We start from the raw sequence: 13,855 nt of genomic DNA on the forward strand, positions 1-13,855 counted from the left end.
GCAATGAATGTTCGCTTTTAGCGAAAAAAAGACTGTGACAAATGTCTTGTCACAGTCTTTTTTCTGAATAAACGGTGTTCTCCTACGCTGTCCGTTTTTTCTTGTTATACAAGTCTAATACAACGGCTAAAAGCAAGATCAACCCTTTGATTGCCTGCTGCCAATCTACCCCGACGCCTAAAATCGACATACCATTGTTCAATACACCCATGACCAAGCCACCGACAATCGCACCCATAATCGTTCCGATGCCGCCGGATGTTGAAGCACCGCCAAAATATACTGCCGCCATCACATCTAGTTCCATCGAAGTACCCGCTTGAGGTGTCGCCGCATTTAACCGAGCAGCTAAAACTAATCCAGCTAAAGCTGCCATGACTCCCATGTTGACGAAAACCCAGAACGTGATCCGCTTTGTTTTTATCCCTGATAATTCAGCCGCTTTTCGATTTCCGCCCGTCGCATAAATCTGGCGACCTGCTACTGTTTTATTTGTCAAAAACCCATATGCTGCGACGATCAAACCGAGAATGATCAAAATGATCGGATATCCTTGATAAGAGGCAAAGATGTAAGTTATCCCTAGTACAACGACTGCTGTAAATACTGCCTTTACCAAGAAAGCTGCTGGAGATTCCACTTCAAATAAATGATTTTTCCGACGATTTCTTGTTCGCCATTGTCCAACAACTAACACGATGGTGATGATCATTCCTAAAATCAATGTCAAGAAGTGAAGGCTGCTTCCTTCGCTTAAGTCTGGTAAATAACCCGTAGACATTTTTTGGAAAACAGCTGGAAAAGGTGCTAGAGATTGACCGCCTAGAACAACTTGTGTCAGTCCACGAAACATCAGCAATCCTGCTAAAGTCACGATAAACGCCGGTATCCCAGCATAAGCTACCCAAAAACCTTGCCATGCGCCGATCAGCCCGCCTACTGCAAGACATGCGATGACTGTCACCCACGGGTTCATTTGGCGATTGACCATCATCATGCCCGCAATTGCACCAACAAACGCCATCACTGACCCTACCGACAAATCCACATGACCTAAGAGCACAACTAATAACATCCCTGCAGCTAGTACTAATATATGACTATTTTGCAAAACAAGGTTAGTTATATTCAACGGACGCCAGAAAATACCATCCGTCATCAATTGAAACGCAATAAGTAGTCCCGCTAAAATGATCACCATGCTGTAGCGACCAAAAAGATCAGCTGCTCTACTTTTCAAATTTAGTTTTTTCTCTTTTTTATCCGTAAGATTTTTTGCTTGTTCCAACTTAACCCACCTCTTCTTTCGTCATTAATTTCATCAAGACTTCTTGATCTGCCTCTTCTCGCGAGACTTCTCCTGTAATACGTCCTTCGTTCATCGTATAGATTCGATCACACATTCCTAAGATTTCAGGAAGTTCAGAAGAGATAAGACAGACAGCTTTGCCATTTGCTGCCATTTCTTCGATAATCGTGTAGATCTCATATTTTGCCCCAACGTCTATCCCTCGGGTTGGCTCATCTAAAAAAAGAATATCGGGTTGTGTCATCAGCCACTTGGATAAAACGACTTTTTGTTGATTCCCACCACTAAGACTACTGACAATTTGATGGATGGAGTTTGTTTTTATACGCATCTTTTTCCGGAAATTTTCTGCCTCAGTTACTTCTTTTTCTTTATCTAATACTCCTTTTTGACTTATTTTATCCAAACTGCTCAGCGTCACGTTTTCCCGAATATCCATCAGCAGATTCAGTCCTAAAGATTTTCGATCCTCCGAGACATAAGCGAGTCCGTTTGCAATGGCTGAAGGAACGGTCTTAACTGATATCTCTGCCCCTTCCTTTAATATACGTCCGGATATCTTGCTTCCATAAGAATGTCCAAATAGACTCATAGCGAATTCAGTTCTGCCCGCTCCCATCAGCCCAGCTATTCCTACAATCTCTCCTTTTTTCAAATGCAAGTTGATATGGTCGTTTATGATTCGCTCATGATCAAGAGGGTGATAGACCGTCCAGTCTTCTACTTTAAAATAAACTTCTCCAATATCCGGTTTTCTTTCAGGATAACGATCAACTAAATCTCTGCCCACCATCCCGCGAATAATATGCTCTTCGCTGATCATTTCATTTTCTAGCGTCTCAATCGTCTGTCCATCCCGTAAAATGGTGATTCGATCTGCGATATCCACGATTTCATTCAGCTTATGTGAAATAATGATGGAGGTTACACCTTGCTCTTTCAATTCTCGGATCAATCTCAGCAAATTCGCGCTTTCTTCTTCATTCAATGCAGCGGTAGGCTCATCCAAAATCAACAGACGGACGGATTTTGATAATGCTTTAGCTATTTCAACTAGTTGCTGTTGCCCTACGCCGATCTGGGATACTAGAAGATTCGGGTCGATAGACAAACCGACTTTATTCAGCAATTCATACGTTTTCTTTTCTGTCAGTTCCCAATCAATCACGCCTCTTTCTGCTTGTTCATTTCCGAGAAAAATATTCTCTTTTATTGAAAGATAAGGACTTAGTGCTAATTCTTGATGAATGATGACGATGCCTTTTTCTTCACTATCTTTCAAATCTTTGAATTGACACAGCTTTCCATCATAAAAGATTTTCCCGTCATAGGAGCCATATGGATACAAGCCGCTCAAGACATTCATCAATGTTGATTTTCCCGTTCCGTTTTCTCCGCACAATGCATGGATTTCCCCACGTTCAATCATCAGATTCACGCAATCTAACGCTCGGATTCCAGAAAATTTTTTGGTGATATCTGCCATTTTTAAAATACAATCCGCCATAATTCTTATCCTCTCTCTGACTTAGATCTCTTTAGTTCCTTGTTTGGTTCCTCTTAATTTTTCAGATCGGATTCTTTATAATAATCTGTGTCGATCAGCTCTGCTTGATAATTATCTTTATCGACAGATACTGTATTTGCTAAATACGTAGGAACAGTTTTCACCCCATTATCATAAGTTTCAGTATCATTGACCGGAACCTCTTCTCCATCACTGATTGCTTTGATCATTTCAATCGTATTTTTTGCTAAGATACGTGTGTCTTTAAAGATCGTTTGTGTTTGTTCCCCGGCAATGATCGATTTGACGCCAGCTACTGTCGCATCTTATCCAGTAATCACAGGTAAAGGTTTACTTTCACTCCCATACCCCACGCCTTTTAATGACGAAATGATCCCTAAACTTATTGGGTCATATGGCGACAAAACAGCATCCAATGTTTGGTCAGTATAATTTGCGCTTAACAGATTATCCATCCTTGCTTGCGCCGTAGAACCATCCCAGCGAAGCGTAGCGATTTGACTGAAACTCGTCTGTCCAGATGGCACGACCAACTGACCGTTGTCCATATATGGTTGTAAAACAGACATCACTCCGTTGTAATTAATTAGTGCATTGTTGTCGTCAGGCGAGCCACCAAATAATTCAATCGTGAATGGCCCTTTTCCTTCTTTCAATCCTAAGTGCTCCTCAATATAAGCTGCTTGCGATACACCTACTCCAAAATTATCAAAAGTCGCGTAGTAATCGACATTTTCTGAATTCATCAGTAAACGATCATAGGCAATCACCTTGATATCTGCTTCTTTTGCTTTAGCTAACACATCAGTTAAAGCCGAACCATCGATAGAAGCAATCACAAGTTTATCTACCCCTTTTGTAATCATATTTTCGATTTGTGCTACTTGATTTTCTACTTTATCTTCTCCATATTGAAGATCTGTTTTATAACCCAGTTTTTCTAATTCCGAGACCATGTTGTTCCCATCAGCGATCCATCTTTCTGCTGATTTGGTCGGCATAGCGATTCCTACATACCCCGTACTATCATCTGCAGATCCTGAATTGCCACACGCACTTAATAGAATGCTTGCGGTCAAAATAGCGATACTCCCAAGAATCTTTCTAAATTTGTTTTTCATTTTTTATCCCCCATTCCGATTGATACACCGAGTATAGCTAATAAAGAAAGCGTTAACATTGATTTTTTTATGGGATTTACTTTAAATTTTTTAGGTGCACTTTTTTTGTCTTGGATTTTTTTAAGTTTCTTGGATTTTTTTCGATTGATTCCTTTTGACTTTGATTTTCCCTTTTATCTGATAAGATAGTACTAACAAATCCAGATGGAGTGATCTAAAGTGAAACGTGTTTTATTTTTTTTAGCCCTTATTGTAATCGCTTACCAAATGATAGGGTGTACACCTAGTACAAAGGAAGCACCTGACCCACTAGTCGTTGGTTTTTCGCAATCAGGAACGGAGAGTAGCTGGCGGAAAAAGCATACTGAATCAATTATCACTGCGCTTGAAAAAGAAGATTACCAAGTTCTCTACCGAAATGGTTACATGAATCAGGAACGGCAAATCCAAGATATACGGACGTTCATTGCCTATAAAGTAGATATGATCATTTTTACTCCTTTGCAAGAATCCGGGTGGGACTCTGTATTAAAAGAAGCCAAGCGAGCAGGGATCCCTGTCATACTTGTCGACAGACATATTCAAACGAATGATCCCGAGCTTTTCGTCACCCACATCGGTCCCAGTTTCAAAGCAGAAGGAAATCGGGCGGGTTTATTTGTCAGCAATCACTTCACAAATTCAAAGAAACAGGAAATCAGAATCCTAGAACTTGCTGGTTCAGAGAACTCCACACCGACCAAGCTACGCTCCGAAGGATTTTTGGAATCAATCAATCGTAAACCAACCCTAAAAAAAGATGGAACCATCGACCATAAACCTCCAATGACTATTGTTCACCGAATTGTCGGTGATTTTATTCGGATGAAAGGAAAAGACCAGATGAAACGATATTTAGAAACAAATGATTTATCCGAAATTGATGTATTATACAGCCATAGTGATGAAATGACTCACGGTGCTTTAGCTGCGATAAAAGAAACATCAATCAAACCTGGAGAAGATTTGATCATTGTAACGATTGATGGACAAGAAGATATGATCGAGAAGCTACGCTCAGGAATCGTCAATTGCGTAGTCGAGTGTAAACCTGATGTCGGCTGGTATGTAGCCAATACCGTTACTCGTTATTTTGGAAATCTTCAAACAGGAAAAACATTACCTAAAGATATTTTTATTTCCGAGACTGTCTTTTCCCAGCAGAATATAGCTAACATCCCAACCAGAAATTATTGACTGGAGAAGTATCATGACCAAAAATTTAAGCATAAAACAGATTTTTGCCCAAGCAAACAAAGCCATGCTTCTATTTGCTGTTATCCCTTTGCTACTGAGCATACTGTTATATTCGCAACAGCTTTTGATTTATCAACAGACGATCGCAAATATCCAAAAAGCAGATGCAATTGCTTTGAAGGTTGATCAAAAAGTTTTGGAAAGTATGTGGGACTTGATTTCTGGCCAAGTAACCGTAGATGAGTTCAATGAGGAAAATATCCTAGAAGAACTTAGGAATGATATTCGAGAGATCAAAAATAATACAAATACACTTAAAGAAATTAGTACGTTAGATGTATCGTTACGTACGATCGATACATTGGAAGATTATCAAACTGAGCTCATTCATCATATCTTGGCAGAAGATTTTATGGATACCAATGAACAGATCATCAATCAGGTCGATTCTGTCACTCAACTACTGTCAGATATTTTACAGGATTTTGTTCGTGTGGAAATCGACTTAGCAAGTCAAAAAAATACGACGCTTGTCCGCTCGCTCATTTTATTAACGATAGTCGAATTGGGGGTTCTTAGTACTATTTTTTTCTATGCGAAAAAGAATCGCCGCTTTTTAGAGCAGAAGGTCCAAGAGCCGATCAATCAGCTGATCACAATGTCCGAACAGCTTTCTTCAGGAGATCTTGGATTTCGTTTAAACATGCCAGAAACACAAGAACTACAGACACTTACCGCTAGTATGAACAAAATGGCGGAAGATCTAAACCAGTCTTTACGGGAGAACGCTTTGAAACAATACCATTTAGCACAAAGTGAAGTTCGTGTATTGCAAGCTCAGATCACTCCTCATTTTATTTATAACAGTTTGGATGCCATCATTTCTTTGATCGAACAAGACTGCTTTGAAGAAGCTCTGACTATGACCCATGCACTTTCCGGCTTTTTTCGTACGTCTTTAAGCAAAGGACAAGACTGGATTCCTCTTGAAAAAGAAATCAGCCATATCAATGATTATCTGGTCATTTTAAAAATAAGATACGGACATATGCTTGACTATAAGATCGATATACCAGAAACACTTTTTCCTGTTTCTATTTTAAAGATGATCTTGCAACCATTGATCGAAAATGCTGTGTACCATGGAACAAAGTACGTTCGTCACAAAGGATTTATTCGTATTACTGCATGCAAAATCGACGAAATGATCCAATTCAAAGTCATAGACAACGGTATTGGCATTCCTGTAGAAAAACTAGCAGAAATACGTAAAGAGTTAGCCAAAGGGATCGATTCAGATTTCAGTATCGGCTACGGGCTTTACAACGTAAACAAGCGTCTCCTTCTCTATTACGGAAATAATCAAAAACCTATCACGATTGACAGCAAATACCGAGAAGGGACAACTGTCACACTGACGATTCCTATATCTCCCAAAACAATTGGAGGAAACAAACATGTATAAAGTTTTTATCATCGAAGACGAATACCTCATTCGCAATAACTTGCGGGAACAAATAACTGCCCTTAATTCTTATTATCCAATCACTTATGTCGGGGAAGCTGGAGATGGTGAGATGGCACTGTCTTCGATTATCGACTTACAGCCCGATATCATTCTGACTGATATCCAAATGCCATTCATGGACGGTTTGACTTTTTCAAAAGAAGCAAGGAAACTGCTTCCTTGGACTCGCCTCATATTTATTAGCGGATTCGACGATTTCGATTATATGAAAGGAGCAATCCAAGTACAGGCAGATGATTATCTACTTAAACCAATTAAAAGCAACGAATTGAAACAAGCAATAGAAAAAGCAGTGACTGCGTTAGACTTGCAGCAAAAAGAAACGCAGCCTTCTTCTGATCTTGTTTTCGAATTGAAAAAAAATCATTTCTTGAACGGTTTGTTCAAAGGCTCACTTACGATCAGTGAAACATTGAAACTTGCTGAATCTTTCAATCGCTCTTTAGCAGGGAAAAAAATGACCGTATTATTAGCAGCAAACCAAGTCAGTACAGACTTTGAAGATTACGCTCATCTCAGTGATTATTTGAAGTTTTTATTTAGGGAGAATCAACAAGTGATTTTTTCTGCTGTTTCCTCTCGATTCATCAAATTTTTAATAGTTGATCCTCTTGAAGAAAATGTGATTGAGACCAGTTATCAGGTAGCCCAAACGTTGGTCCATGAATTAGAAAAGGGACAAAAAAATAATTTTTCAGTCGCCATCGGTCCTGTCGCAGAAAGAATCAGCGAATTACCTACATCTTTTGAGATCACGCAGATGATACTTGAAACTGCCAGTTCCCTTAAAGATCAAATTATCAGCTATGAGGATTTGATTAAAGAAACAAAACTTCCAGTTGATTCTGTCTTTTACTTTGATCTCTCACTTGATTTGTCTTCATTATCGAAAAACGAAGTATCTAAGTACATCGAACACTTGACGAAACCACAAGGCACACCAATCCGAACACGATTATATCGTTTATTTGTCTTGACTAAGCTACTCCAGCATGTCCGCCTGAAAGAAAAGGAAATCCCGCAAGAAATGGTTCATTGCACAGCCACTAGCCAACGCTTAGCAATCAGCGCCGACGACTCGCTTTACCGTTCGACTGTTTCTATGTTCATTTCTTTCTTAACTGCTCTGCCCTCACAGCCTTCAAAGAACAAATGTCAGCCAATTTTGAACCATGCATTGGATTTTATCAAAGAAAATTTTACCGATCCAGATATGTCCTTAACTTGGGTCGCTCAACAAGTTGCATTAAGCCCCTCTCATTTCAGTACGATTTTTTCTCAATCGTTTAACCAAACATTCATCGATTATCTGACAGAACAAAGAATCGAATTAGCAAAAAAATTATTGCAGCAATCAGACTATCGTATCTCAGATATTGCTTTTGAGATTGGTTATAATGACCCTAACTATTTCAGTTATTTATTTAAGAAAAAACAAGGGATTTCCCCAAAAGAATATCGGACACAGCTTTTCCTTGAAAACAAAAATAAATAATAAATAAAATCCGTATAGCGATACTCTTTCCCGTTGGCAATAAAAAAAGGCGGAATATCTCGAAGCTGAAAATAGCTTTCAAGATATTCCGCCTTTTTAATTGATCGCAACGTTCACCTGCTTATGACAACTTTTAAGGTAAAATGTTTCCAGCAGCACGGTACAATTCGTACCAATCTTCCCGAGACATATTAATTTCTGATGCTTGAGCGATTTCCTTGATTCGCCCTACGTTCATCGTACCGGCGATTACTTGCATATTGGCTGGATGGCGCAAAATCCAAGCAGAAGCCAAGCCAGTTGGTGTCGTTTGATATTTAGCTGCGAGTTCTTCTAATGTTTGGTTTAATTCAGGGAATTTTTCGTTCCCGATAAATACACCTTCAAAAAATCCATACTGGTATGGCGACCACGCTTGGATCGTCATATCATGCAGACGGGAATAATCAAGTACACTACCATCATGGTCGATACTTGCTTCATCTGTCATATTGACATGGATCCCTTGATCGATCATTCCAGTATGTTTCAAGCCAAATTGCAGCTGATTAGCTACTAATGGTTGACGAACATATTTTTTCAGCAATTCGATTTGCATTGGTTTTTGATTGCTGACACCAAAATAACGGACTTTACCTGATCGTTCCAATTCATCAAACGCTTCAGCTACCTCTTCTGGTTCCACCAATGTATCTGGACGATGAAGAAGTAAAGCATCCACATAATCCATTTTCAGACGGGTCAAACTTTTTTCCACTGATTCAATGATATGTTTTTTAGAAAAATCAAACATCACACCTGGAACGATTCCACATTTTGTTTGAATAAAAAGATCTTCTCGTTTGATTGATGTTTTTGCTAGAGCATCTGCAAAGATTTCTTCACATTTACCGTTCCCATAAATATCTGCATGGTCAAAAAAATCAATGCCGTTTTCATAAGCTGTCTCAATCACTTTTACTGGATCTTCCGCATTGTTGATACGCATACAGCCTAAGATCACTGCAGCTGCTTTCTGATCAGAAGTACCTAATTGAATTTTTTTCATCTGAACTCCTCCTTATTTATATACACAACAAAAGTGTACCACACTCTTTATGAAAAGGCTTCACTAAAATCGGCGCTTCCGACTATATTTGTTGTATTTTTTTATAAATAGAAGCAGCTGATTTACTTCACGACTAGTTCGCTATTGGCAGCTTTTTCTCCAATATCTGTACGATAAAATGTTCCATCTGTCGTTTTATCCATTAACGCGGTGTAGATTTTTTCCTGTGCTTCTTTGATCGTCTCACCGTATGCTTCTACTAGATAAAGGCGTCCTCCTGTTCCAACTAGTTTGCCGTTATTTGAGGAAACTCCAGCATAGTAAACAGAAAGCTCTTCTTCCAGAAAATCTGGTAGAACCATTCCTGTCTCATATTCTTCGGGGTAACCGGCAGCTGCCACCACAACGCCTACATTGTATCCTTCTTGCTGCCACTTTAACTCTACTGCACGATTCTCTAATAAATCATCGATTACTTGTGCAAAGTCACTCTTCAACCGAGAAAGAACGACTTGCGTTTCAGGATCACCGAAACGTGCATTGAATTCGATCACTTTTGGTCCTTCCTTCGTAGCAATCAAACCCGCATATAAAACACCCGTGAAAGAGCGTCCTAGTTCTTTCATTCCCAAAGCCGCTGGTTTTAAAACTTCTTCCACAGCTTTTTCAATCATCTTTTTTGGAATTTGCGGTACTGGTGAATAAGCACCCATTCCGCCTGTATTTGGCCCTTTATCGTTATCGAATGCCCGCTTATGATCTTGCGAAATGACCATCGGATACACTTTGGTATCACGGACAAACGCCAAAAGGGAGAATTCTTCTCCTGCCAAAAACTCTTCTACGACGATTTTTTTGCTGCTGTTCCCAAATCGATGCTGGTTCAACATTTGTTCTGCCGCATCCAGCGCTTCTTTCACTGTTGTAGCCACGACTACACCTTTTCCAGCTGCTAAGCCATCCGCTTTCACTACGATTGGCGCACCGTTTTCTTTGATATACGCTGCTGCTTTTTCGTAACATTCAAAACTTCTGGATTTAGCTGTCGGGATCTGATACGTCTCCATCAATTGTTTAGCAAAACTTTTCGAACCTTCGATCAGAGCTGCTGCTTTTGTCGGACCGAAGATTTTCAATCCTTCCGCCATAAAATCATCGACGATCCCATTTAATAAAGGAACTTCAGGACCAACGATACTCCAATCAATCGCCTCATTCTTAACAAAATGAATTAATGCTGAATGATCTTGTTCACTGATAGCGACACAATTGATGCCATCCTTTGTCATTCCAGGATTTCCTGGCGCACAATACACAGTATCCACCTTCGGACTGTCTAAAAGTTTTTTACTTATTGCATGTTCACGACCACCTGCACCGATCACCAAAATGTTCATTTATCCGACTCCTCTCTAATGTCTAAAATGCCGAACATCAGTAAAGACCATTGCTAGATCGTATTTATTCGCCATATCAATAGAATCTTGGTCTTTGATACTTCCACCTGGCTGAATGATTGCTTTTATACCATGTTTGGCTGCATATTCAACTGAATCATCCATTGGGAAATAAGCATCGCTAGCTAAAACTGCACCTTCCATTTTCTCTTGCGCTTGTTCAATCGCAATTTTTACTGAACCGACTCGATTCATCTGCCCGGCTCCGATTCCTACTGTCTGACGTTCGTTTGCCAGTACGATCGCATTAGATTTCACATGTTTGACAGCTTTCCAAGCAAACGCTAATGCTTTTGCTTCTGCTGGAGTCGGCTTACGTTTTGTCACGACTTTCCATTCTTCTTCGTTTTCCATTGCCAGATCTTGATCTTGTACAAGAAGTCCACCTAAGACTGAGACCGTTTCTTCTCGATTTTGATTTTCTTCTTGCGCAAAGTCTACTGTCAGTAATCGGATGTTTTTCTTTTTTTGCAGTAATTCCAAAGCTTCTTGTGTATAAGAAGGGGCAATGATGATTTCTAGAAACAGCTTATGCATCTGTTCTGCTGTTGGCAGATCTACTTCTCGATTCAAAACGATGATCCCACCAAAGATTGAAACAGGATCTGCTTCATATGCTGCTTCCCACGCTTCTAAAATCGTAGATGCTGTCCCAATACCACAAGGATTCATGTGTTTCAAGGCGACTACCGTTGGTTCGTCATATTCCTTCATGATCCGTAACGCAGCATCTGCATCTCGGATATTATTATAAGAAAGTTCTTTCCCATGGAGTTGTTTTGCTGCTGCAATCGAATATTTTTCCAGAAGAGCGGACTGATAAAAGGCAGCGGCTTGATGGCTATTTTCACCGTAGCGAAGCGTTTGTTTTCGTTCATACGTAAGTGTCAATTTTTCCGGTTCTTTTTCTTCCACCCAATCCGTCAAGTATTGAGCGATCAGTGCATCATATGCAGCAGTATGACGAAAGACTTTTGCCGCTAGTTTTTGTCTGAAAGAAAGTGAAGTATGCCCATACTGACGTAATTCTGAAAGTATTTCTTCATAGTCAGATGGATCAACAACAGCGGTGACAAATTCATGGTTTTTTGCTGCACTACGGAGCATACTAGGACCACCGATATCAATGTTTTCAATAACTTCTGCTATTTCGACATCTGGTTTCATAATCGTTTCTTTGAAAGGATATAAATTGACACAAACAAAGTCGATTGGTTGGATATTTTCCGTCTCCATTGCCTCCATATGGCTAGAGAGATCGCGTCTTCCTAAAAGACCACCATGGATTTTAGGATGAAGTGTTTTGACACGGCCATCCATCATTTCAGGAAACCCTGTCACTTCTTCGATCGAAAGCGTTTTGATCCCAGCTTGATCCAACGTATGCTTTGTTCCTCCTGTTGAAATGATTTCTACTCCTTGTTCAACCAAACCTTGGGCAAATGCTACAATCCCAGTTTTATCTGATACACTGATCAATGCTCTTGTCATTTCAGATAGCCTCCATTTTCAATAATTTCACTAATCACTTCTGGATAGATTCGATGTTCTACTCTATGGATTTTTTCTTTTAAAGAATCGAACGTGTCCTCCTGTTCGATCCTCACTTTTTCCTGCCGGATGATTGGTCCAGTATCTACACCTTGGTCGATATAATGAATTGTGACACCCGTTTCTTTTACTCCAGCTTCAAATGCATCACGAATGCCATGCAAACCAGGAAATGCAGGTAAAAGAGATGGATGGATATTGATGATTCTTTTATCATAATTTTCCAGCAATACTGGTCCAATGATTCGCATGTATCCAGCTAATACGATCAAATCGATCTTTTTTTCTTTCAATTTATACAAAATCGCTTCTTCATACTCTTTTTTGGAGTCAAATTCTTTAGGTAAAAAACAATCTGCCGGTACATCCAATGCGACTGCACGTTTCAAAACATATGCTGCAGGCTGATCACAAAACAACCAATCAATCGAAGCTTCCATTCCTTTTTTCGATAGATAATCGGCTAGCGCTTGAAAGTTGCTTCCGTTTCCAGAAGCAAAAACAGCGATCCTCATCGTTCTTCTCCTGTAAACACCACACGATGTTTTTCTTTGGCGATCACTTTCCCGATTTCATAAACTTTTTCGCCAGCTTGCTCAATCTCGTGCACGATTTCTTTTACTTTTGCTTCCTCGACTGCTAAGACCATACCGATGCCCATATTGAATATTTCGTACATCTCCATCATAGGAATCTCACCATATTTTTGTAAACAGCCGAAGATCGGAAGGATCGGCCACGTGCCAAGTTTGATTTCAGCAGCCATAGATTCTGGCAACATTCGCGGGATATTTTCTACAAACCCTCCACCGGTGATATGTGCAGCTCCTTTGATTTTCTTTTCTTTGATCAGCGGAAGCAAGGCAGAAACATAGATTTTCGTTGGTTCAAGTAATACTTCGCCAAGTGTTTTTTTCAATTCTGGCAGGTTTGATGATAAAGAAAACTGCTGCTGCTCAAAGAAAATTTTGCGAACAAGAGAGTACCCATTTGAATGGATTCCGCTAGATGCTATTCCAAGCAACACGTCTCCTGGGTTGATTGTTTCTCCTGTCAATAATTGAGATTTTTCAGCTATCCCTACAGCAAATCCGGCTAGATCATAATCATTTCCTGAGTACATACCGGGCATTTCAGCTGTCTCGCCGCCGATCAGTGCCATATTTCCTTGAACACACCCATCTGCTACACCTTTTACTACATTTTCTAAACGTGTCGGATCATTTTTCCCCGTTGCTAAGTAATCTAAAAAATACAACGGCTCTGCCCCTTGTGCTAAGATATCATTGACACACATCGCTACGCAGTCGATTCCGATCGTGTCGTGTTTGTCTGCTTCGATTGCTACTGCTAATTTCGTCCCTACACCATCGGTCCCCGAAACAAGGACTGGCTCTTTTAATTGAAAGACCGATAAATCGAAACAGCCGCCGAATCCTCCTATAGCGCCCATCACGCCTAATCGTTCCGTTTTTCTGACATGCTTCTTGATCCGTTCTACTACTTCATATCCAGCTTCGACATCTACGCCAGCTTTTGCGTATGCATTTGCCATTGGCTTCATATACTCCCTTCTTGATCT

The 13,855-nt window shown here is 40.0% G+C and carries 10 protein-coding genes and 1 pseudogene; 3 read left to right on the plus strand and 8 right to left on the minus strand.

Annotation, left to right across the window (positions count from 1 at the left end):
- Nucleotides 1–82: 82 nt before the first annotated feature.
- The 3 genes and pseudogenes from mmsB to chvE all read right to left on the minus strand — a co-directional run bounded on the left by mmsB (nucleotide 83) and on the right by chvE (nucleotide 3,958).
- Complete coding sequence (gene mmsB, locus QK255_RS07545; RefSeq protein ID WP_002292212.1) at nucleotides 83–1,288, minus strand: multiple monosaccharide ABC transporter permease; 1,206 nt, start codon at nucleotides 1,286–1,288, stop codon at nucleotides 83–85.
- Nucleotide 1,289: 1 nt separating this feature from the next.
- A complete protein-coding gene (gene mmsA, locus QK255_RS07550) occupies nucleotides 1,290–2,816 on the minus strand; it encodes a multiple monosaccharide ABC transporter ATP-binding protein (protein ID WP_002292213.1) in 1,527 nt (508 codons plus the stop codon).
- Nucleotides 2,817–2,869: 53 nt separating this feature from the next.
- Nucleotides 2,870–3,958 (minus strand): annotated as a pseudogene (gene chvE / locus QK255_RS07555) (multiple monosaccharide ABC transporter substrate-binding protein).
- Nucleotides 3,959–4,177: 219 nt separating this feature from the next.
- On the opposite strand from chvE, the gene QK255_RS07560 reads away from it, so the two are divergent.
- The 3 genes from QK255_RS07560 to QK255_RS07570 are packed head-to-tail and all read left to right on the plus strand — an operon-like array spanning nucleotide 4,178 to nucleotide 8,217.
- Nucleotides 4,178–5,194 carry an ABC transporter substrate-binding protein gene (locus tag QK255_RS07560; protein WP_024635303.1) on the plus strand — a complete coding sequence of 339 codons (1,017 nt, stop codon included), beginning with the start codon at nucleotides 4,178–4,180 and terminating at the stop codon, nucleotides 5,192–5,194.
- Between the two features lie 13 nt (nucleotides 5,195–5,207).
- Nucleotides 5,208–6,659 carry a sensor histidine kinase gene (locus tag QK255_RS07565; protein ID WP_002292218.1) on the plus strand — a complete coding sequence of 484 codons (1,452 nt, stop codon included), beginning with the start codon at nucleotides 5,208–5,210 and terminating at the stop codon, nucleotides 6,657–6,659.
- On the plus strand, nucleotides 6,652–8,217 hold the full coding sequence (locus tag QK255_RS07570) for a response regulator transcription factor (protein WP_283341522.1): 1,566 nt from the start codon (nucleotides 6,652–6,654) through the stop codon (nucleotides 8,215–8,217). Before QK255_RS07565 ends, QK255_RS07570 begins: the two co-directional genes overlap by 8 nt.
- Before the next feature lie 133 nt (nucleotides 8,218–8,350).
- On the opposite strand, the gene QK255_RS07575 is transcribed toward QK255_RS07570, so the two are convergent.
- From QK255_RS07575 to purM, 5 genes are all read right to left on the minus strand, one after another.
- Nucleotides 8,351–9,265 (minus strand): aldo/keto reductase, encoded by a 915-nt coding sequence (locus QK255_RS07575; protein WP_002292220.1) that lies wholly within the window; start codon nucleotides 9,263–9,265, stop codon nucleotides 8,351–8,353.
- Nucleotides 9,266–9,387: 122 nt separating this feature from the next.
- On the minus strand, nucleotides 9,388–10,662 hold the full coding sequence (gene purD / locus QK255_RS07580) for a phosphoribosylamine--glycine ligase (protein WP_002292221.1): 1,275 nt from the start codon (nucleotides 10,660–10,662) through the stop codon (nucleotides 9,388–9,390).
- Nucleotides 10,663–10,677: 15 nt separating this feature from the next.
- A complete protein-coding gene (gene purH, locus QK255_RS07585) occupies nucleotides 10,678–12,213 on the minus strand; it encodes a bifunctional phosphoribosylaminoimidazolecarboxamide formyltransferase/IMP cyclohydrolase (RefSeq protein ID WP_002292222.1) in 1,536 nt (511 codons plus the stop codon).
- The gene (purN, locus tag QK255_RS07590; RefSeq protein WP_002292223.1) at nucleotides 12,210–12,788 is read right to left on the minus strand and encodes a phosphoribosylglycinamide formyltransferase; all 579 of its coding nucleotides are present in this window, start codon (nucleotides 12,786–12,788) and stop codon (nucleotides 12,210–12,212) included. Before purN ends, purH begins: the two co-directional genes overlap by 4 nt.
- A complete protein-coding gene (gene purM / locus QK255_RS07595) occupies nucleotides 12,785–13,837 on the minus strand; it encodes a phosphoribosylformylglycinamidine cyclo-ligase (protein ID WP_002292224.1) in 1,053 nt (350 codons plus the stop codon). Before purM ends, purN begins: the two co-directional genes overlap by 4 nt.
- Nucleotides 13,838–13,855: the final 18 nt, after the last annotated feature.

Origin of the sequence: Enterococcus sp. ZQ21 (assembly GCF_030053755.1) — a bacterium.
In the GTDB taxonomy this organism is placed as follows: Bacteria; Bacillota; Bacilli; order Lactobacillales; family Enterococcaceae; genus Enterococcus_B; species Enterococcus_B lactis.